At 55.7% G+C, this 21,028-nt stretch carries 22 protein-coding genes; 16 read left to right on the plus strand and 6 right to left on the minus strand.

Features of this window, described 5'->3' with window-relative positions:
- Nucleotides 1–25 precede the first annotated feature (25 nt).
- Together AVO44_RS07205 and AVO44_RS07210 are read left to right on the plus strand one after the other, a co-directional pair.
- Nucleotides 26–802: a hypothetical protein gene (locus tag AVO44_RS07205; protein ID WP_068334639.1), complete on the plus strand. Its 777-nt coding sequence runs from the start codon at nt 26–28 to the stop codon at nt 800–802.
- Nucleotides 795–1,040, plus strand: coding sequence for a hypothetical protein (locus AVO44_RS07210; protein ID WP_157769944.1), 246 nt, complete (start codon nt 795–797; stop codon nt 1,038–1,040). The genes AVO44_RS07205 and AVO44_RS07210 overlap by 8 nt, the downstream gene beginning before the upstream one ends.
- A 32-nt stretch (nt 1,041–1,072) precedes the next feature.
- Here AVO44_RS07210 and AVO44_RS07215 read toward each other — a convergent pair whose 3' ends face one another.
- The gene (locus tag AVO44_RS07215) at nt 1,073–1,315 is read right to left on the minus strand and encodes a hypothetical protein (protein ID WP_068334645.1); all 243 of its coding nucleotides are present in this window, start codon (nt 1,313–1,315) and stop codon (nt 1,073–1,075) included.
- Nucleotides 1,316–2,427: 1,112 nt separating this feature from the next.
- Here AVO44_RS07215 and AVO44_RS07225 point away from each other — a divergent pair.
- From AVO44_RS07225 to AVO44_RS07245, 5 genes are all read left to right on the plus strand, one after another.
- Nucleotides 2,428–3,411, plus strand: coding sequence for a glycosyltransferase family 2 protein (locus tag AVO44_RS07225; protein ID WP_068335287.1), 984 nt, complete (start codon nt 2,428–2,430; stop codon nt 3,409–3,411).
- Nucleotides 3,412–3,416: 5 nt separating this feature from the next.
- On the plus strand, nt 3,417–4,358 hold the full coding sequence (locus AVO44_RS07230) for a hypothetical protein (protein ID WP_068334651.1): 942 nt from the start codon (nt 3,417–3,419) through the stop codon (nt 4,356–4,358).
- On the plus strand, nt 4,355–6,346 hold the full coding sequence (locus AVO44_RS07235; RefSeq protein WP_068334654.1) for a hypothetical protein: 1,992 nt from the start codon (nt 4,355–4,357) through the stop codon (nt 6,344–6,346). The genes AVO44_RS07230 and AVO44_RS07235 overlap by 4 nt, the downstream gene beginning before the upstream one ends.
- Nucleotides 6,347–6,480: 134 nt before the next feature.
- Nucleotides 6,481–7,479 carry a glycosyltransferase family 2 protein gene (locus tag AVO44_RS07240; protein WP_099045652.1) on the plus strand — a complete coding sequence of 333 codons (999 nt, stop codon included), beginning with the start codon at nt 6,481–6,483 and terminating at the stop codon, nt 7,477–7,479.
- Nucleotides 7,480–7,510: 31 nt separating this feature from the next.
- Complete coding sequence (locus AVO44_RS07245) at nt 7,511–8,494, plus strand: hypothetical protein (protein ID WP_068334660.1); 984 nt, start codon at nt 7,511–7,513, stop codon at nt 8,492–8,494.
- A 3-nt stretch (nt 8,495–8,497) separates the two neighbouring features.
- Here the strand turns inward: AVO44_RS07245 and AVO44_RS07250 are convergent, their stop codons facing one another.
- Nucleotides 8,498–8,803 carry a DUF6476 family protein gene (locus AVO44_RS07250; protein ID WP_068334663.1) on the minus strand — a complete coding sequence of 102 codons (306 nt, stop codon included), beginning with the start codon at nt 8,801–8,803 and terminating at the stop codon, nt 8,498–8,500.
- On the opposite strand from AVO44_RS07250, the gene AVO44_RS07255 reads away from it, so the two are divergent.
- From AVO44_RS07255 to AVO44_RS07270, 4 genes are all read left to right on the plus strand, one after another.
- A complete protein-coding gene (locus AVO44_RS07255) occupies nt 8,802–9,836 on the plus strand; it encodes an RluA family pseudouridine synthase (protein ID WP_068334666.1) in 1,035 nt (344 codons plus the stop codon). The two genes, AVO44_RS07250 and AVO44_RS07255, sit on opposite strands and share 2 nt — an antisense overlap.
- A 146-nt stretch (nt 9,837–9,982) precedes the next feature.
- Nucleotides 9,983–10,879, plus strand: coding sequence for an RNA polymerase sigma factor RpoH (gene rpoH, locus AVO44_RS07260; RefSeq protein WP_068334669.1), 897 nt, complete (start codon nt 9,983–9,985; stop codon nt 10,877–10,879).
- Nucleotides 10,880–11,188: 309 nt separating this feature from the next.
- Entirely contained in the window at nt 11,189–12,163 is a 975-nt protein-coding gene (locus AVO44_RS07265; RefSeq protein WP_068334672.1) for a Gfo/Idh/MocA family protein, read from the plus strand.
- A 57-nt stretch (nt 12,164–12,220) separates the two neighbouring features.
- Nucleotides 12,221–12,490, plus strand: a complete 270-nt coding sequence (locus AVO44_RS07270; protein ID WP_068334675.1) for a DksA/TraR family C4-type zinc finger protein — start codon at nt 12,221–12,223, stop codon at nt 12,488–12,490.
- Nucleotides 12,491–12,557: 67 nt separating this feature from the next.
- On the opposite strand, the gene AVO44_RS07275 is transcribed toward AVO44_RS07270, so the two are convergent.
- From AVO44_RS07275 to AVO44_RS07290, 4 genes are all read right to left on the minus strand, one after another.
- Nucleotides 12,558–12,797: a hypothetical protein gene (locus tag AVO44_RS07275; RefSeq protein ID WP_068334678.1), complete on the minus strand. Its 240-nt coding sequence runs from the start codon at nt 12,795–12,797 to the stop codon at nt 12,558–12,560.
- Entirely contained in the window at nt 12,794–14,614 is a 1,821-nt protein-coding gene (locus tag AVO44_RS07280; RefSeq protein WP_068334681.1) for a M3 family oligoendopeptidase, read from the minus strand. Before AVO44_RS07280 ends, AVO44_RS07275 begins: the two co-directional genes overlap by 4 nt.
- An 82-nt stretch (nt 14,615–14,696) precedes the next feature.
- Nucleotides 14,697–15,677, minus strand: a complete 981-nt coding sequence (locus tag AVO44_RS07285; protein WP_068334683.1) for an alpha/beta hydrolase — start codon at nt 15,675–15,677, stop codon at nt 14,697–14,699.
- Nucleotides 15,674–15,964: an SCP2 sterol-binding domain-containing protein gene (locus tag AVO44_RS07290; protein ID WP_068334686.1), complete on the minus strand. Its 291-nt coding sequence runs from the start codon at nt 15,962–15,964 to the stop codon at nt 15,674–15,676. Before AVO44_RS07290 ends, AVO44_RS07285 begins: the two co-directional genes overlap by 4 nt.
- 69 nt (nt 15,965–16,033) lie before the next feature.
- Between AVO44_RS07290 and AVO44_RS07295 the strand changes: the two genes are divergently transcribed.
- The 5 genes from AVO44_RS07295 (at nt 16,034) to AVO44_RS07315 (ending at nt 21,010) form a co-directional block, all read left to right on the plus strand.
- Nucleotides 16,034–16,603: a tetratricopeptide repeat protein gene (locus AVO44_RS07295; RefSeq protein ID WP_420865715.1), complete on the plus strand. Its 570-nt coding sequence runs from the start codon at nt 16,034–16,036 to the stop codon at nt 16,601–16,603.
- Between the two features lie 22 nt (nt 16,604–16,625).
- Nucleotides 16,626–19,442, plus strand: a complete 2,817-nt coding sequence (locus tag AVO44_RS07300; protein ID WP_068334690.1) for a helicase-related protein — start codon at nt 16,626–16,628, stop codon at nt 19,440–19,442.
- Nucleotides 19,443–19,448: 6 nt separating this feature from the next.
- Nucleotides 19,449–19,814, plus strand: a complete 366-nt coding sequence (locus AVO44_RS07305) for an RNA-binding S4 domain-containing protein (RefSeq protein WP_068334693.1) — start codon at nt 19,449–19,451, stop codon at nt 19,812–19,814.
- 66 nt (nt 19,815–19,880) lie between these two features.
- On the plus strand, nt 19,881–20,219 hold the full coding sequence (gene fdxA / locus AVO44_RS07310) for a ferredoxin FdxA (protein ID WP_068334695.1): 339 nt from the start codon (nt 19,881–19,883) through the stop codon (nt 20,217–20,219).
- A 281-nt stretch (nt 20,220–20,500) separates the two neighbouring features.
- Nucleotides 20,501–21,010 (plus strand): CarD family transcriptional regulator, encoded by a 510-nt coding sequence (locus tag AVO44_RS07315; protein ID WP_068334698.1) that lies wholly within the window; start codon nt 20,501–20,503, stop codon nt 21,008–21,010.
- The last annotated feature ends 18 nt before the right edge of the window (nt 21,011–21,028 follow it).

The following is a 21,028-nucleotide window of genomic DNA, read 5'->3' on the forward strand; positions in this document are numbered from 1 at the left end:
TTCTTCAAACGAAAGAGATTAATAAATGACAATTGAAACAATAAACGAAACCAACGCAGTCCCCGGTAGCAACCTCAGCAACAGCAACGAACTTACAACCTCTGTTCGAGATGTGAACGCAGAGAACCGAGCCAAGGGCCACTACCACGAAGCATCGACATTCATCCCTGACAAAGAGTTCAACAACAATCTGGATGTGGTCATCCGTGATGGCTCTAGGGTTCACTCAGGGGGTCAGTATCGACCCAATGATATCGTGATGATCAACGGCACCACGATGGAATACGAGATGGCCCAAAGCCTAGGGCTGTTGACGGGGAACCAATTCACGACACCACAAGAGAGTTTTCAAGAAACCTCTGCCGAGAACAGCGCGGAACCTGAGGCCACCGATGATCGACCATTGGAAACCCGAGTTCTACAGGACCAATTTGAGTTGGCCTTTGGTGAGAACAGCGAGGCCGCTTTGAATACCTTAGGTCAGGATATCGTCATGAATGGCGAACTGAGCGAACACGGGATCAACTTCTTGCATGAGAAGATGGGCGTATCTGAGCAGCGATACCAAGAAACATTTTCAGAGATGCAGGAAGTAGGGGGTCAGGTGTTAAGCCAGTACCTTGAAACGGGTGATGGTCTTTCGTTGGATCGTATCGAGTTTCTTGTTGATCTTGCTGAGACAGGAACAAAAGACCAGCAAGCCACTGTTCGGAATATCTGGTTCAAGGCCGCTACAGGCCAGTTGTCCCGAGACCAAGCCATTGAAGCCTTCGATCACCTTTGGGAGCCTTATGATGGCTGAGGATAGCATCAAGAACGCGACCCAAGGCGAACTTGAGGAACTCAATGGATTGCTCATCCGTGAGTTAATCGGAAAGATCAGGGAAGGTACCGCCAATGGTACCGACCTTTCAACGGCAGCGAAGCTGGTATTGTCGAACAAGGTTGAACCGATCGACCCGAGGGTTCCGACAACGTCCTACCACAACCAGATGCCAAGCGAACACTTGGATTACCCAGTGGATGTGGACGCCATTTAGGAGGTTACGGGATTTGCTGAGACTGTTGCGGATTATTCAGCTTTGTTTTTGGCAATTTTTGTCAGAAGCCCGAGAGCGACGCCGACCACAAGCATTATCATACCATCGTTGATAGCTTCGCCAGAGCTTGCCCTAGCCAAGTATCTCTTCGCCGCGGCAGTATTCTGTTCAGCGGTGAATGCAAAGGCCACATAGAACCCCATTGCAGTTCTTAAACCGCCCAGTGCAATCAGCGCCCAAGCAATAAACGAGCCAAGCTTAACCATTAATTCCATTCCATTTTTGAGTGCTGCTTTGGGATAATATCAAAGTAACGATGAGAGCAATGTGAAAAACCTGAATTCTTGAGAGTTCACATCCAGGCTTACCCTCGTAGCACCCAAGCTTTACGTGAAGGAACCATCAAAGTAGATGCCTATATCTAATTACGACTCACAGAGCCTCTCAGTGGACTCAGAGCCGCCCAAAGCCCTCTCAGAGTCCCAACCTACCAAAAACCCATTAGGCCCACTCAGTGAGTCTCTCAGGGCCTCTCTGGGCGAACTGCCAGACGACGCCTTGTCGATCCTTGGGCCGGAACTCTTCGATCAAGCAAACAAAGAACTGAACCGTACCGCCAAGAGACGAGAAGCCAACTCTCTCAACGGCGTTCTTTACAATGCCATTGATGAACAAATGAGATTCTTCTACCGCGACGAGAAGAGTAGGGCGCGGCACATGTACCAGAACATTGTCGGGTTGGTTTACCCTTGCTCCAAGACAGACACAGAGAAGCGTCGGTTGAACCAAGCATTTGAGGACGGTTGGGAGAGCGGTGACCTAGAGTTTCTTGCAAGTATACCGCGAGCCGACTTGGGGCTCTACATGAGTCAAGTTGACTCAGCCGTTACATGTACGGGTTGACCACCCCGATTCCGTTACAGTAAGGGTCGTACTCGCAGTACTTAACTGTGCGAAGAAACCAAGAAGGTCACGCGGTCAAAGACACCAGGTTTTCAGTGCGTTAGACGGAATGTTTACACGCGGTTTACTTGAGGTCGCTGTGGGGTAACACCCGTGGAAGTTCGAGTCTTCTCGACCGCACCAAGTGATGGACTGTCTCAATCCCTTTCGACAAACTTGAAGGCCACCAAACTGTTTTGGGCTGGATGACCAGATGTCTTGGGGCTTTGCCTTACAGCAGATTAGGTCGAACTGTTTACGTTCCCGACCAGACAGAACATCAGGCAATCATCGGCCGAATGCAGGCCGTGTTAAAGGACGGTCGTCTCGGGCACCCACGTCACAATCACGGATCCGTGCGGCTTAAATTGACTGGTTCAATTCCAGTCTCGCCGCGGTACGTTCGGATGTGTATGACAAGGGGTAACGAAAGTCGGGAAGTATGATGTCGCAGGCCATTACCGTATTCACCACGATGAAGAACGAAGGCCCATACATGTTGGAATGGGTCGCATTCCATAAAACGATCGGGGTGGATCACTTTGTGATCTTTACCAACGATTGTGAGGATGGCACCGACGATATCGCCCGCAGATTGCAGGACCTTGGGCTGGCGACACATGTCGTGAACGAAGTGAAAGAGGGCGGCAACCCGCAGCATCAGATGCTGCGACAATCGCGAAGACAGCCGAAGGTCAAAGAGGCGGATTGGTTGTTGTGCCTTGATGTGGATGAGTTCTGGAATATCCGACACGGAGACAACAGCTTTGGCGCACTTATTGCTGAGGTTGAGAGCCGCGCGGGTCGACCGGTTGATGCAATCTCATTCGCGTGGAAGCTGTTTGGAAGTTCCGGAAACATCAGTTTTGAAGACAAACCAGTGACCGAGGCTTTTGCGATGGGGGATACAGAATTTCCGTATCACTCGGGCCGGGCCTATGGACTTAAGACTCTGTTTCGCAACAACGGTAAGTTTACCCGCTTCGGGCCGCACCGCCCGAAAGGAATCGCGCAAGGCACGGCGGCTGAGGTCGCTTGGTCTGATGCGGGCGGCAAGTTGTTTCCGGCTGACAAAGTGGGGTGGCGGGCCTGGCGTGGGTTCGACCATTCGCTTGGGCGGCTGCATCATTACTCGGTCCGGTCTTTGGATGGCTTTCTGATCAAGCGTGACCGCGGGCGCACCAATCACATCAAGGTGGATCAGGGCCAGTCCTATTGGCAGGACATGAATGCAAACAAAAAGGTCGACCCCTCTATCCAACCCATCGCTCGGCGTGCCGCACCGCTGTTGGAAAAGCTGAAAGCAGACGAAACCCTGGGGGCGCTGCATAAACAGGCCTGTGATTGGCACCGGGCCAAGATCGCCGAAATCAAGATGCGCCCGGATTGGGTGGATTTTCGGTTGTGGCTGGCTGATAATCTTATCTGAGGATCATGGCAGACGACCTATCGAAACAGCAGTTGAAACCTGATCACCCCGACCGAAAAACGGGGTTTGAACGCATTTTGACTGATCCCGCACCACCGTGGTTTGTTGAGCTTTACCCTGGTGGCGATGGCGCAGGTTTCCTGCAAAAGCTTGAACGGCATTCCGTGTTGTTTCATCAACGCTCGGCGTCTCAGTTGGTGGTCAGCTTTGACAATATCGCCAACGCCAACGATCTGTCATTCGCCCGCGAGCCCTGGGGGTGGAAGTTCTTTCGTGATGCGGGCTGGTCTCATATGGGGGTCTTTGCACGCACCAAGGCATGGTACCGTGACCCCGAGATCATCACCTATTTCCAGAACCGCGCGGCAGAAGGCTTTTTCAAACAATTCAATCAGGTTGTTTTTGCCGGGGCTTCGATGGGCGGGTTTGGGGCGCTGGTCTTTTCCGGGCTGGTGCCGGGCGCAAATGTGGTCGCGTTTAACCCGCAAACATCGCTGGACGAACGGCTGGTGCCTTGGGAAACCAGATATCGGTTCGGGCAGGTGCAGGATTGGAACCTGCCCTTGGGAGATGCCGCGCAAACGGTGAAACGCGCCGGTAAGGCCTATGTTTTTTATGATCCGTTCTTCGATCTGGATCGACGGCAGGTTACGCGGTTGCAAGGCGATAATGTCGTGCTCTTAAAAACTTGGTTTTCGAACCATTTTGCGGCCCCGATGCTGCGAAAGCTGGATATCCTGAAGCCCGTGATGTTGAAGGCAATGGATGGTTCGCTTGAACCCGGTGAATTTTATCGAATGATGCGCGCGCGTCGAAACCTTCCGATGGTCATGCGCGCGATCGAGGCGCAGGCGGGTGAGCGCCATCCCAAATTGGTTCGGCAAGCGCGCCAGAGGTTCCGGTTGCTGCGCCGCGCCACTATGGCCAACGGCGAGAGGTCCCAATGACGTCAGCAAAAGGGGTGTTCATTGGACAGCGCAAAGACCGGATGGGTGCGCGCCTGCTGATGATGCTGACCTGCATCCGTCTGGCCGAGGATTTTGACACCGCTTACAAGGTCAATTGGTTCCCGCAAGGGTCTGACGCGCCGGAATTGGATCAGCCGCAGGAGCTGTTTGCGCAGGATTGGATGGATGCGCATTTCCTTGATGCCGAGGAGTTTGACCGGCTCAACTCTCAGGCCCTGCCGATTTGGGCCTTTCAGGGCGACAACTCCGCCGAGCGCCTGATCGCGCACCTGAATGATGGTCGCTCGGTTCTGGTTGAGGAAGGGTTCGAGGTTTTGGCCTTTCCGTGGGAGGATATCGAAACCATTCGCCCAAGGTATCGGGATTTCATCCATCGGATCGGTTTTACCAACGAAATTCGAAAGGTTATGGCGCGCGTCGACGAAAAACTGTCGGGGCAGGGCGTGTCCGCCTACCACATAAGACGAGGCGACATCCTGAATGGCGTGCCATGGAAGCACACGACGTGGCCCGCGAAAATCGAACCCGAAGAGCTGTACGAAGCGCATCTTGAGGCAAACGCCGGGCGAACAGCCATCATGTTCTCCGATCAGCCGGAATTGATCTCCCGGTTTCAAGACCGGTATCCGCAAATGCTGCGGATGTCAGATGTTGCGGATGTGTCGGGCATGACCCGAGCGCAGCGCGACTTTCTTGAGCTTTACACCATGTCCCGGGCCGAGCAGGTGATTGCGCCCTATATCTCGGCGTTTTCAATGGCGGCGGCCAGAATTTCCGGGCGGCAACGCTTGGTGTTCAAAGATGTTCTGACCGAGCAACAAATGTCAGAGGCGAACCTTCGGGTGATTGATCGTGTTGCCAAGGGGCCAGAGGCTTTCTTGAATGTCTCAGAGGCGTCGCATGTTTACGCCAAGGCGGCGCAATATCTGGCGGCGAAGGACCAGTTTGAACACGCATACGCGCTTGCGAAACCCATTCTCGAAGAAAACCCAGACAACGCGTTTATGCCGGTCTTGCAGGCGCTAAACTGTTTTTGCCTTTCCAATTGGAAAGAATGCGAACGTCTGGCCGAGGAAGGATTGAAGAATGCTAATCTTTGGCCCGAGGACTATGCCGTTCTTCTGGCTATTCGGGCGGCCGCGCTGGGGGCGCAAAAGAAACGTTGGTCGGCAAGTCGAAACCTGGCACGTGCTTTTTGGGCCAAACCTCTGCGCCCGGACGTGGTGGTGTTGGGCTCGCGAATGCTATACCGAGATCAGGTGTCCTTCCGGCTGTTTCCGCCCGCAGACTGGCGCCTTCAAAGAGAAGTCCGGCGTCAGCGCTTCCCTCCCTTTAACAACCTCTATCTGGTGCAACACAAGGTACTGGCCAGACAGCCGTGTAACTTTGATCTTGTTTTACTGGATTGGTCTGATCTGACACTGGACCAAAAGGCGCGCAGGCTTCTTGACGACCGTTTCCGACTAGAGCGTCTGCAAGAGAGCTTTGGTAATCTGACAAGCATCGAACACGATGATCCATCCGTATCCGCCGCCCAAGCGATGCTGAGTTGGTACTTGGGCGTGTCCAGTCTTGCACAAACGATAGACGTGATGCGAAAAACCTCAGCGGATTGGCCGGAAAACCCGCTTTATCACAAGAGATTGGCAACACTGTACGAGGCCGACGCGGATCAGGCGCGTGCTCAACTGAAGATGGCCGACGCTTTGGCCTGTGATCCGGGCAACCCTTTTCTGATTTTCGCAATGGGAAAGTTCCTGGAAAGAAAAGGCGCTCAAGACCAAGGGCAAAATCAGATCATTCAGGCCGCTGACATCGACGACAATACCCCAGTCATTCAGGGCGAAGCCGGGCAAATCTACCTGCGGCGGGGGGAAAAGGAAAAAGCGAGGCCCTACTTGCAAAAAGCTCATGACCTGTTCCCGCCATTCAAACGGTTTGCCAACCAGTTGGCGCGCGCGCGATGAGAATGGTAGCGCCTTTCAGAACGACTCCGGGTCGCTCTTGGCTGCTGCGGCCAGTCGGTTTAGGCTGCACCCCGAGCGGATACCGCAGAACATCAATCGCAGGTTCAAAAAGCGGTACAACACGAGGCGAATAAGTGTCTGATCAAGACCCCCGATACATCAGCATCACCCCGATGAAGAATGAAGGCCCGTTTGTGCTGGAATGGGTGGCCCATAACCGTGCGATTGGCGTCGACCAGATGGTCGTGATGACCAATGATTGCACAGACGGCACGGACGCCTTGCTAAAGCGGCTGGAGGCGATGGGTTTTCTAACCCATGTCGACAACAATTCGCGACGCCAGACCAGCCCACAAAAACGCGCGTACAAGAAGTTTCTGAAAATGGACGTCGCACAGCCCCACGATTGGGTGATCGTGATAGATGCCGATGAGCATATAAATGTGAAAACCGGAGACAATACGCTGCGCGCGCTGACTGGCGCCATCCCGGACGCCAAAATGATCTCGATGACATGGCGGCTTTTCGGAAACGCGGGTGTCGAACGGTATGAGGATCGGTTCCTTTCGGATCAGTTTCGATTGGCTGCGCAAGAGCAAAAGCACCGCCCGCCGCAGGCGTGGGGGTTCAAGACTATGTTCCAAAGACAGCTTTGGACTGCGCTGGGCGTCCACCGGCCCAAGCGTCCCGCAGTAGAGACCATGCAGGAGTGCCACTGGTATAACGGATCAGGGCAGTTGATGCCGGATCGTTATTTCACCAGCAGCTGGCGGTCCGCGCGGGATTCCGTCGGATACGATCTGGTGCAGATCAACCATTACGCGCTGAAGTCCTGCGAAAGCTATCTGGTCAAGAAAATGCGCGGGCGGGCCCATCACCTGGGCGATAGCCTTGGTATGGATTACTGGAATATGATGAACCACAACGCGGTGGAAGACGGCTCGATCGATGTCATTCGGGATCGCAAGCGCGACCACTATCATGAGATGTTGTCGGACCCCGAAATCGCACGCCTACACCATATGTCATGTGATCTGCACCGAGAGAAGATCGCCGAACTTCGCGCACAACCGCAAATGCGGGATCTCATGCGGCAAATGACGGCTGATTTTGCGGCAAGTCCCAAGGAATGAGCGGGCTTAAACCTCAAACAGGAGTCCTCTGATGCTGTGGCTGCATATCGGTATGCCCAAGACCGGCACGACGGCGCTTCAGTCTTACGTGCGCCGGAACAAGGCGCAGTTGGCTGATGTCGGTCTGCATTACATGGAGGCTGGCCGCCGCCGCGCGGAGGGGAGCGATCGCCTCGCGATCAGCCACAATCCAATCGCGTTTTATATCAATCAGAGCAACAAGCCGATGGACCCGTTCCGTGAGCTTATGGCGACCGAGTATCAGATGCACGGCGATCATACCTGTCTGGTGTCGTCCGAGATGTTTTACTCGTGTGACCTGACTAGGCTGGCACAGGCGTTTGCCGAAATCCCCGCGCGCGAGATGCGGATCACCTTCTACTGCCGCCGATACTCGGATTTCTTTGAGGCAGATTACAAGCAGCGCGCCAAGAATGGCCGATTGGCTACCATCGGGTCCGCGTTCGTCAGGGACCGGCTGGCAACAATAAAAGCAAACCCGGACAGCTTCAGCTTCTCGGCGAAAGCACAGCAAATTCGGCAGGCTTTTCCCGGTGTTGAAATTGTACCAATGCTGTATAACCGTGCGCAAATGGTACAGGGTCATGTTGTGGATGATTTCCTGTCGCGCATTGGCGTCGCGTTGCCGGATGGCGGGGCGGTTGACCGACCTTCGAACCTGTCTCAATCGCGTGCAGCAAGTGAGGCTTTTGGCATCGTGTCACGGGCAATGGGGCGCAAGCAGAGCCGCCAACTCCGTCGGCAAGTGGCAAGCGACCCGGTCATGATCCGGCGATATGACGTGTTGGAGCCGGATGAACGCGCTTGGTTGGATCAGTACCTGACCACGAAAGACGTCGCGTTTCAGCAAGAGTTCTTCCCTGACCGGCCCGGTTTGTTCGACCCGGTCGAGTTAAGCGAGGAAGACCAGAAGTTTCGTCGCGATACTCCCGAAGAGTATGAAGCGCTGCGTCGCGCATCCGAAATCGTTTTCCGAATGGCGTTGAAAGCCTGAGCATTACGGCTCGACGACAATTTCCTGACGCTGGCGACCCGTTGTCTTGTCAAATATCAGAATGCGATCGTCATCAGTCACAACCGCATACCAGTTGCTGCCGATGGTCACGGCTTGTGCCTTGGCCCCGTCGGGCAGGTCGACCTGATCGGGTAGGGTGGGGGTTCGGTCCGATAGCCGGATGACAATCAGGGCGAATGTCACTAGAACCCCGCCAATCATCACCGCGGTCAGCAACATGACCATTCTCCGCAGCAGGCGAAGCTGCGGCGTTTCCTGCGGTTCTTGGGGTTCGGAAGGGATAGTCATGGGCACCCGTCAGATTGAATTTCAGATCGCGGCCGATCCGCCGTCACGCCTTGATAAGGCGCTTTCGCGCGATGTGCCAGCCGAGGAAAACCTGTCGCGAACCCGACTGGCCAAGCTGATCGACGAAGGTGCCGTGCTGATTGACGGTGTTCCGGCTAGCGACCCAAAGGCCAAGGTGGCTGGCGGCGCAAGTGTCGCGATCACCGTGCCCGAGGCCGAAGACAGCCACATCGGCCCCGAAGACATCCCGCTGGACATAGTATTTGAAGACGATGATTTGATTGTCATTAACAAACCCGCAGGCATGGTTGTTCACCCTGCGCCGGGGTCACCAAGCGGGACTCTGGTGAACGCGCTGCTGCATCATTGCGGCGATCATCTGTCTGGCGTCGGTGGGGTGAAACGGCCCGGAATTGTGCACCGAATCGACAAGGAAACCAGCGGTCTTTTGGTGGTTGCGAAATCAGATGCGGCGCATCACGGTCTGGCCTCTCAGTTCGAGGCGCACTCGGTCGAGCGGTATTACCGCGCTATTTGCTATGGCGTACCCGATGCAAATGATCCGCGTCTGCGCGGTGTTAAAGGTGTCAGCTTTGAGTCCGGAAACATCATGCGCCTTACGACTCAGTTGGCGCGGCACAAGACCGACCGGCAACGACAGGCCGTCCTGTTTCACGGGGGGCGTCACGCGGTTACGCGGGCGCGCGTGGTTGAAACCTTTGGATCGCCAGCAGGGTTGGCGCTGATCGAATGCTGGCTGGAAACCGGCCGCACGCATCAGATTCGCGTTCACATGGCACATGCTGGGCATGGTCTGGTGGGCGATCCGGTTTACGGTGGCAAACGAAAGCTGGCCTCAAAGGCGTTCAGCGCCATTTCGTCCGAGGCTGTTCGGAACTTTCCGAGACAAGCGCTTCATGCGGCTGTTTTAGGGTTTGAGCATCCCGTCACGGGCGAAAATATGCGGTTCGAGGCCGGTTTACCCCACGACATGCAAAAACTAATTGATCAACTTCGCGCACCGCTGACATAAAATGCAAAGTTGCGTGAATAAGACTTTCTTAGGTTTCCTTTATCTAACGTTAATTCCAAACTGGTAATGTGACCTCTTGAACGAGTTGATATGGATGACCATATCCAATGTTAAAGGCTTAAACATTTGTCGGAGGGACATGAAACATGGCAAATTACGCAAATCTCCCCGCGCCGACGCCAGAAGGCGGCCTGAACCGCTATATGCAGGAAATTCGCAAGTTTCCGCTGCTGGAACCGGAAGAAGAGTACATGCTCGCCAAGCGTTGGGTGGAAGAACAAGACACTGAAGCGGCGCATAAAATGGTGACGTCGCACCTGCGTCTGGCGGCCAAGATCGCCATGGGGTATCGCGGCTATGGATTGCCGCAGGCCGAGGTGATTTCCGAGGCCAACGTAGGTCTGATGCAGGCGGTGAAACGTTTTGATCCCGAAAAAGGGTTCCGGTTGGCGACTTACGCCATGTGGTGGATTCGCGCCTCGATTCAGGAATACATCCTGCGGTCGTGGTCGCTGGTAAAGCTGGGTACAACCTCGGCGCAGAAGAAGCTGTTTTTCAACCTTCGCAAGGCCAAAGCGCGCATCGGTGCGTTGGAAGAGGGCGACCTGCGTCCTGAAAACGTCGCGCAGATCGCCAATGATCTGGGCGTGACCGAAGAAGAAGTCATCAGCATGAACCGCCGGATGTCCGGTGGAGATGCCTCGCTGAACGCGACCGTCGGGTCCGAAGGTGAAGGCACGATGCAGTGGCAGGACTGGCTGGAGGACGAAGATGCCGACCAAGCTGGCGATTATGAAGCCCGCGACGAATTGGACGCGCGCCGCGAACTTTTGGCAGCCGCATTGGATGTTCTGAACGACCGGGAAAAAGACATCCTGACGCAACGCCGGTTGATGGACCAACCCGTGACGTTGGAGGAGTTGAGCGTGCAGTACAATGTCAGCCGCGAACGTATTCGTCAGATCGAGGTTCGTGCCTTTGAAAAACTGCAAAAAAAGATGCGAGAGCTGGCACGCGAAAAAGGAATGCTAAACGCGGTCTAAATCGCACTTTGAGGGAAGCCCGCTTATCATGGCGGGCTTTTTTGTTGCCGTCAGCCAACTTGGCTTCGCGTCACGGATCATTCCAGGAAACGCAAAGTACGGGACCCAGGAAACCAGCAAAAGTTGCCTTGCGCAAACATCTGACAAAACAGCGTTTTGTACGTAAACAATCTGTTTCCAGAAATCATACAGGCTTGTGAAATAGAAAAGCCTGACTTGAAGCCTTTTGATTGATAGAAATTCATAAAACCGAACTGTTAGCGTTAACCATCAGATTCGGCCAATGAATAACGAATCTTGGAGGAGAATATGCAAAAACCGGTTCAGTGGGGCGTTCTGGGCGCCGCAAAGTTCGCACGGCAATACATGGCCCCCGCGATTCATGCCGCCAACGGCGCGTGTTTGGCGGGGTTGGCGACGTCCAGTGCGGCAAAGGCTGAACCTTTTCAAGCCTTTTGCCCCGATCTGACGGTCTATGACAGTTACGAGGCTTTGCTGGCAGACCCTCAGATTGAGGCGGTCTACATCCCGCTGCCCAACCACTTGCATGTGGAATGGAGCCTCAAGGCGTTGGAGGCCGGAAAGCACGTGTTGTGCGAAAAGCCGATGACCATGACAGCGAACGAGTTTTCGCCCTTGATCCAGAAACGGGATGAGACGGGTCTGCTGGCCGCCGAAGCATACATGATCGTTCATCATCCGCAGTGGCAGTTTGTGCGAAAGTTGATTGCCGACGGGGCGATAGGCAAACTTGTTCATGTGACTGGGGCGTTCAGCTTTGACAACCGCGCGGACACCGGAAACATACGAAACCGCGCGGAAACAGGCGGGGGCGGGCTGCGGGATATTGGTGTCTATGTGATCGGCAGCGCCCGGTTCGTGACGGGTCAGGAACCCACGAAGGTGCAATCAGCGATCCGCTGGGAGGATGGAATAGACACGTTCACCGAAATTCGGGCGCAGTTCCCGGATTTCACCTATTCAAGCTATGTCTCAATCCGCATGCACCCGCATCAGGAGATGGTGTTCCACGGTGAAGGTGGGGTAATCCGTCTGACCGCTCCGTTCAATGCCCGTGTGTTCGGAGAGGCGCGTGTTGAGCTGCATCGACCGGGGCTTGAGGTTCAGGTCACACGTTTCCCCGGCGACGATCACTATAAACTTCAGGTCGAGGCGTTTTGCCGTTCGGTCCGCGACGGGGTGGAATACCCTTGTCCGCTGGAATTTTCACGCGGGACGCAACAGATGATTGACCTTGTGTTGGACCGGGCTGTTTCCCTCTGACTTGCCGCGCTGCGTTCCGCGGGTTTACTGTGTAAAACAGCAAATCAGGAGGAGAACATGGCTGGCGGCTGGGCGCGGGACGGCGCGGTGAGTGAACAGATAGAAGCGTCGATTTCGGACGAACTGGCGCGGATGCAGGCACGTAAGCGGCCTTCTGGCGATAGCCTCATCTATTGTGCTGAATGCGAAGAGCCGATCCCTGAAAAACGACGGATTGCCTTACCTGGTGTCAAATTGTGCCTCGAGTGTCAGCAAGAACGTGATGCAGCTTTTAGCTCACGTGGCGGAATAAATCGGCGCGGGTCAAAGGACAGTCAGCTAAAATAGTTTGATACGCCGGGATGTGCTGAAGTTTCGAAACGTGCACACGCCCAGCAATCCCTGCGCAGACAATTTATTTGGACATTCGCCACCAGCGAATGAGTAACCGAACATCCATTGCAGCCACCATTACGCCCAACGGGATCATCCAGAAACCCAACACGGGAAGAAACCCGAAAAAACCACCAATAATCATGAGTATGCCTACGACGAACCGCAAACCACGCGGCACGGTTCGTCGGATGCGCGCAAGGACAGGGCGCAGCTTGGCCTTGAGCGTGGCCCAGCGCCCATCCTTCGATGAGGGTGTCACCCCTCCATCGCCTCAAGTTCGTCGATGAAGCCAGATATCATCGAAAGGCCTTTGTCCCAGAATTTGGGATCGCTTGCGTCCAACCCAAACGGGGCGAGCAGCTCCTTGTGGTGCTTGGACCCACCAGCGCGCAGCATTTCGAAATACTTGTCCTCGAACCCTTCGGAACCGCTTTCGTAAACCGAATAGAGCGCGTTCACCAAGCCGTCGCCGAAGGCATAGGCATAGACGTAGAAAGGCGAGTGGACGAAGTGTGGGATATAGGCCCAGAAAGTCTCATACCCGTCCATGAATTCGAATGCCGGGCCAAGGCTTTCGGCCTGAACGCTCATCCATAGGGCGTTGATGTCATCTGGGGTCAGTTCGCCCTCGCGCCGTGCCGCATGAAGCTTGCACTCAAAGTCATAGAACGCGATTTGGCGGACCACGGTATTTATCATGTCCTCGACCTTCCCGGCCAGCAAAACCTTTCGCTGCTCGGGGGTTTCGGCCTGATCCAGCATCTTGCGGAACGTTAGCATTTCACCAAAGACAGATGCAGTTTCGGCCAGCGTCAGGGGGGTCGATGACAGCATTTCGCCCTGGTCGGCGGCCAGAACCTGATGGACACCGTGGCCAAGCTCATGCGCCAGCGTCATCACGTCGCGCGGTTTGCCCAGATAGTTGAGCATCACATAAGGATGCACCTCGGTCACCGTTGGATGGGCAAACGCGCCCGGTGCTTTGCCCGGTTTTACCGCCGCGTCGATCCAACCTTTGCTGAAGAAAGGCGATGCAATCTCACCCATGCGGGGGTCGAAGGCGTTGTAAGCCTCCATCACGGTCTTTTCAGCCTCATCCCAGCCAACAACGCGGGTGTCTTCCATTGGCAGCGGCGCGTTGCGGTCCCAGACCTGCATAACGTCCAGGCCCAGCCATTTGCGTTTCAACTCGTAATAGCGGTGGCTCAGCTTGGGATAGGCGGCAACGACGGCCTCGCGCAGCGCCTCGACCACCTCTGGTTCCACGTCATTCGACAGGTGACGACCGGTCTGAGCCGTTGGCATCTTGCGCCAGCGATCAACGATCTCTTTTTCTTTGGCCTGCGTGTTGTGCACACGGGCAAAGGTTTTGATGTTGTCCTGAAATACACGCGCCAACTCGCGCGACGCCGCTTCGCGTTTGCTGCGGTCTTGCTCGGTCAGCAGGTTCAGGGTGCCCTCGATGTTCAGTTCTTCGCCGTCAACGTCGAATGTCAGCCCGGCGATGGTTTCGTCGAAAAGGCGCTCCCAAGCGTCGCCGACCACGCCTAGATCGTGCAGGAATTTTTCAAGCTCATCCGACAATTGGTAAGGCTTCATCGCGCGGATGCGGCGGAAGACAGGCTCATAGCGGGCCAGATCAGCATTTGCGTCGAAGCGCGCTTTCAAAGCGTCATCGTCGATCCGGTTGATTTCCAACGTGAAAAAAACCAGCGGAGTGGTGAAGATGGTGACTTTTTCCTGCATGTCCGACAGGAATTTGGCGCGTTCGGCATCGGTGGTCAGCTGATAGTAGCGCAGCCCCGCAAAGGACATGATACGCCCGGCAATCGTGTTGATCTTTTCGTTTCGTTGGACGCAGGTCAAAAGCCCATCGGCATCCAGATCGGCAAGCTTGCCTTCGTAATCGGTTGCGAAGGCGGCGCATTCGCCCTCAAGCCAGTTCAAATCGCGGTCCAGTTCCGGTGCTTCATCCGAGCTATAAAGGTCGGTCAAATCCCATTCCGGCAGGTTGCCAAGATCGCCGGTGCCTCCGGCTGCGTTTGCGTCACGGACGGGAAAGGGAAGGTCGCGCATGGATCACCTCGGATTATCTGCTTTGGCAAACATCTAGGCGTGGGCGGCCCGGATCACAAGCCGCCTTCGCGCAAGGGGGCGGTTAGCTGGACAATGTGGTCGCTGACTTGGCACCTGACTGCGTCGCCATGAAATGCGCCGCCATCTGGTCAAACACCGGGCCGCGCACATCGGGCGGCTCCATCAGTACCTCGTGTTCACCATCAGGAATTTCGACCAACGTCCCATTGGGCCAGTTTTCCATCCGCGCGCGGATCGCTTTGCGGTCAACGATTTGCTCGTGACTGCCCAGGAAGGTCAGGCCAGGCGTCGTGGGTGCGGTTTGCGCCATCAGCCAAGCGCATTCATCTAACGCCTCGCGCAGCCAGATCGTCGAGGGCGCTGCCAGCGACAGTTCAGGATGGGCCGCAAGTTGGTCTTTCATCATTTGGTACATCGCTGGATCGCGTGTCAGGATATTTCCCTCGAAAGGCTGTGAGACGACATAGCTTTCCATCGTTGTCGTCGGGGGCGTCTTTTGCCCAAGACCGATCCGCGGGCCCCAATACGCCGTAAGCCGGCTGAGCGGTTTCATGATTGGCGTGAAAAAGATGCCCCACATCGGGCCGGTAAAGGCGCAGGCGGCGAAGCTGTCACCCTCAAGCACTGCACGCAAACCAATCGCACCACCCATCGAATGACCAACCACATACCAAGGCTTTGGTAGGTCAAGCTTTTTCGCGAGGTCCAACGTTGCAAGCACGTCCTGCTGATAGTCAGTGAATTTTTCAACATGCCCGACGCGCGGATCGGGCAGCGGGCGATCTGCCAGCCCCTGACCACGCCAGTCAACCGCGAGAAATGCAAAACCTCTGTCGACGAATTCCGTCGCCGTACCACCGTATTTCTCAATGTATTCTGTCCGGCCGGGGAACATCATCACCGTGCCGTTTGTTTCGTTGTCCGCGCGCCAGTGACCCACACGGATACGGGTGTTGTCTGCGGTCGTGATCCAATGCGCCGCCCCACCGGCGGGTCCGCCGGCCACGTCCGCAAAGAAAGGGGCCGGCGACAACTCGGTCATGCCAGTACCGAGGCGAGTTTCATGGCGACACTCATGTCTCCGTCCACGCTCAGCTTGCCTGACATGAATGCGCCGGTCGGATTCAAATCACCGCTCAGGATTTGCTCGAACGTATCCGCATCTGCGCTCAGCGTCACTTCTGCGTCGTCGTCGCTGACGCGCGCTCCGTTTTCATCCAGAACGATTGCGCCCATGCCGGTGATATCAAACTTGGCGGTCGAGTCGAAATCACCGCCCGAGAGTTTGTCGTTCAGCGCGGCCGCTGCTTTTTCAAGAGTGTCACTCATGGTGTTCCTCATTTTGTTTATGCGCCGTGGATGGACTTCCCCGGTCGCAACGCTACACTGCGCATTGTTATGGGTATTGCAATCGACAATCTCAAACGTACCGTAGCGGCACTTTTTGTCACGGTCATGTTTTCCACCGGTCCGCTTGCGCAACAAGCGGACTCGAGGGATGAAGCCGCATTGCTGAAGCAATTGGCACAATCGACGCCAGAACAGGCGATTGGCATTGATCGTCAGCTCAAGGCGCTTTGGTCTCAATCGGGATCAGCATCCGCAGATTTGCTGCTTGAGCGTGGACGCGAGGCTTTGGACGACGGGGATACGGTGGCCGCTATCGAACACCTGACCGCGCTGACCGACCATGCGCCGGGGTTTGCCGAAGGCTGGCACCTGCGCGCGTCGGTTTTTTTTGGCATGGATCGCTTTGGCATGGCCGCGGCTGACCTGGAACACGCGCTGACGCTGAACCCGTACAATTACGAGGCCATTTTCGGACTGGGCCTAATTTTCGAGATAGTTGAGCAACCTGACAAGGCCCTGAAGGCTTATCAGCGGGCGCTGGCTATACATCCGCATCACGAAGAAGTAACCAATGCGGTGAATCGACTGAAGCCTCAGGTCGAGGGCTCGGCCCTCTGACGAATCGGGGCAGGGGGCAGAATTGAGCGGGTCATCCCGAATAGTGGCCGTACTGGGCCCGACCAATACAGGCAAAACCCATTACGCGGTTGAAAGGATGCTGGGCTACCGAACTGGCGTGATCGGTCTGCCGCTGCGTTTGTTGGCGCGCGAGGTGTACGACAAGATCGTTGCAATCCGTGGTCCGTCCGTTGTGGCCCTGGTTACCGGCGAAGAGCGGATCGTGCCGCCGCGCACGCAGTACTGGGTCTGCACGGTTGAGGCTATGCCCGAAGGGCTGGGTGCGGATTTTGTTGCCATTGATGAGATTCAACTCTGCGCCGATCCCGAACGCGGTCACGTTTTCACAGACCGGTTGTTGCGCGCGCGGGGTACGCATGAAACGCTGTTTCTGGGTGCTGACACGATGCGCGGCCCCATCGCCGCCCTTGTCCCTGATGCTCAGTTCGTGCGCCGAGAACGGATGTCGCAGCTTGTCTATTCCGGTTCCAAGAAGATCAGCCGCATGCCGCCACGCAGCGCCATCGTCGGGTTTTCTGTTGAAAACGTTTATGCCATTGCCGAATTGCTGCGGCGTCAAAAGGGTGGCGCAGCGGTGGTTATGGGCGCGCTCAGCCCGCGTACCCGCAACGCTCAGGTCGAATTGTATCAGAATGGTGAGGTGGACTATCTGGTTGCGACAGACGCAATCGGGATGGGGTTGAACCTTGATGTGAACCACGTGGCGTTCTCCTCGCTGACCAAGTTCGACGGTCGTCGGATGCGCCCATTGGCACCGAATGAGCTGGCTCAGATTGCAGGTCGCGCGGGGCGCGGCATGTCCGACGGCACCTTTGGTGTCACCGGAGAGGCCCCGCCGTTGGATGAAGGTGTGGCACAAGCCATAATGGACAGCCGTTTTACGCCGGTGAAAAAACTCAACTGGCGCAATGCAGCCTTGCGGTTTGGGTCAATCGACGCGTTGATCGACTCGCTTGAGGTCAGCCCGAATGACGAGCACCTTACAAAGGCACGGCCCGCAGATGATTTGAATGCTCTCAAGTCGCTTTCGCAGGTCGCCGAAGTTGCCGCCCGCGCCAGTGATCCGCAATCTGTCCGTCTACTATGGGATGTATGCCGGATTCCGGATTTCCGGGGCATCAGCCATGCGGAACATACCAACCTTCTTGAGGTGATCTATGGCCACCTGCACCAAAGCGGATCGATACCCGATGACTTCTTGATGAGGCAGATTCGTCGGATTGATCGGACGGATGGGGATATTGATGCGTTGTCCAAAAGATTGGCATATATTCGCACTTGGACATATGTTGCGCAGCGAAACGGCTGGGTACGCGACGAATCACATTGGCGTGCGGTAACCCGCGCTGTAGAAGACAGGGTGTCGGACGCGTTGCATGACCGTTTGACGCAAAGATTTGTGGACCGGCGCACGTCCGTGTTGCTGCGCCGGCTCAAACAGAAGGAGGCCCTTTTGGCCGAAGTAAATGACAAGGGTGAAGTGACCGTCGAAGGTGAATTTGTCGGTCGACTAGAAGGGTTCCGGTTCATCCCGGACAAAAGCGCGCAAGGAACCGAAGCAAAAGCTTTGAAATCGGCCTCTCTGCAAGCACTCGCGCCGCAATTCCATCTGCGCGCCGACCGCTTTTACAACGCGCCCGATACCGAAATTGATTTCACTGATCAGGGTGGCCTGATGTGGGGCGAGTATGCGATCGGCAAACTTGTTGCCGGGTCCGAACCTCTCAAACCCATGGTTGAGGTGTTTGTAGATGAATCAGCCGGACCGGATGTTGAGCAAAAGGTTCAACGTCGCCTGCAGCATTTCATCGACCGCAAAATCGCCGCGCTGTTTGAGCCGCTGTTGAACCTGTCACGCGATGAAGAGTTATCAGGACTTGCCAAGGGTTTTGCGTTCCGAATGGTTGAGGCTCTGGGCGTTTTACCGCGCGCGCAGGTCGCGCAGGACGTCAAGGATCTGGATCAGGACGCTCGCGGTGCCTTGCGCAAGCACGGCATCCGTTTTGGTCAGTTCACCATATTTATGCCGCTGCTGCTGAAGCCCGCGCCGACGCGTCTGCGTCTGGTTCTGTGGGCACTGTCCAGCGGTTTGCAGGAATTTCCCGAAGCACCGCCCCCTGGGCTTGTCACTGTACCCGTCGCCAAAGATGCGCCCAAGGGTTACGATACCATGTGCGGTTACCGCGATGCCGGAGATCGCTCGATCAGGATCGATATGCTAGAACGGCTGGCCGATATGCTGCGCGCCGAAGACAGCCGTGGCGGGTTTGAAGCCAAGCCGGATATGTTATCGATTACCGGCATGACTTTGGATCAATTCGCTGATCTGATGCGGGGGCTGGGCTATAACGCTGAGCGGGGCGAGCGGGAAAAGGTAAAACCCGTAGCGGCTGAGCAACTGGTAGAACAGTCGTCAGTCGAAGAAACTCCGGCATCTGAGACGGAAACCGAATTGCCCGAAGCGGCACCCGAAGAAACAGCCGCACCCGCCGAGGCGATAGCCGAGGCCACCGACAGCACCGAGGCGACAGCCGAGGCTCCTGCGGCAGATGAGCCGGAGGTTGAGGTGTTTTATACCTTCACCTGGGGTCGCCAGCGTCAGGCAAACCGTGGTCCGCGTCGGGAACACCGACAGGGGCAGGGCAAAGGAAAACCGCGCGGCAAGCCTCAGGATGGGCGCGGCAAACCGCAAGGCAAGAAAGGTGGCAAGCCGCAAGGGGCCAAAACCTTCTCGTCGCGGCCGCCCAAGAAAGAAAAAGCGATCGACCCAGACAACCCATTTGCGGCTGCGCTTATGGGTTTGAAGGACGGTAACTAAGTAGGGATGGTCAATCCCAGGCTGCGGATCGACAAATGGTTGTGGCAGGCTCGGTTCTTCAAGACCCGTAGCCTGGCCGCCAAACAGGTAAGCGGCGGCCATGTCCGGCTCAACGGAAACCGGGTTCTGAAATCGGCGCAGCCCGTGGGACCCGGGGATGTCTTAACCTTCCCGCAAGGACGTATTGTGCGGGTTGTACGGGTTGAAGAACTGGGTGAACGCCGCGGCCCGGCATCGGAAGCCCAAACACTTTACACGGATTTGACGGAAAAAAGGGACGAAACGCCCAAGAATCCCGGTTTCGGAGGAAAGGGTCGTCCGACAAAGAAGGATCGGCGCGCGCTTGATCTTTCTCGCACCAAAGAGGGGTGATCTGCCCTTGAAGACACTAAAAGACTGGATTAGCTAAACGCCCAAACCGCAAATGGGATTCAAACAATGACCTATGTTGTCACCGAAAACTGCATTGGCTGCAAATATACCGACTGTGTGGAAGTATGTCCGGTCGACTGTTTCTATGAAGGTGAGAACACGTTGGTTATTCACCCCGATGAATGCATTGACTGCGGAGTGTGTGAGCCAGAGTGCCCCGCAGATGCAATCCGCCCTGATACCGAGCCGGGTATGGATCAATGGGTTGAGTTCAACCGAAAGTATTCGGAAATGTGGCCGGTTATCGTCACCAAGAAAGATCCACTGCCCGAGGCGGCGGACCGTGATGGTGAAGAGGGCAAGATGGAGAAATACTTCTCTGAAGCGCCCGGTGAAGGGGGCTGAGCGATTCGCTCTCTGAACTTGTTCGTTTAGGTGCAAAATCGGGCTGTAATGCGCTGGTATAAAAGGGGTTTCACGTCCACGAAAGGGCGTGACCTTTCAGGCGTCGTATTTTTGTGATATACTCTATGCCTGAATGATGAATGAGATGGGGATGTGCTCCGTAAGTATGACTGCTTTGGAGTTCTGATTTTGTGACAAAACGACTGCATGACGGGGCCGAGAGTGGCTCCGGCTGGTTTTTTGTCGTCCACACCTCGCTCTGTAACCAAGGATGATCCTGTATGTCTAAGTCGAAAAAGCTTGAGTTCCGCCCCAACGACTATGTTGTCTATCCTGCGCATGGCGTAGGCCAGATCATATCGATCGAAGAGCAAGAAGTCGCGGGTCATTCGCTCGAGCTATTCGTCATCTCGTTTGAAAAGGACAAGATGACCTTGCGGGTGCCTACAAACAAGATCACTGAATCCGGTTTGCGCTCACTAAGCTCCCCCGATGTTATCAGCCAGGCGATGAAGACACTTAAGGGCAAAGCGAAGGTCAAACGCGCCATGTGGTCGCGTCGGGCGCAGGAGTATGAACAAAAGATCAACTCGGGCGACCTGATCTCAATCGCTGAGGTTGTCCGCGACCTGCATCGCACCGACGACCAGCGCGAGCAGAGCTATTCCGAGCGTCAGCTTTATGAGGCCGCGCTCGAGCGTCTGACTCGCGAAGTGGCCGCCGTATCCGGAGCCGGAGAAGTTTCAGCCGCTAAGCAGGTGGATGAGGTTCTGACTTCGCGCGCTGCCTGATTTCAGCCGTTTCTGACG

This window comes from Ruegeria profundi (genome assembly GCF_001507545.1).
Classification (GTDB): Bacteria; Pseudomonadota; Alphaproteobacteria; order Rhodobacterales; family Rhodobacteraceae; genus Ruegeria; species Ruegeria profundi.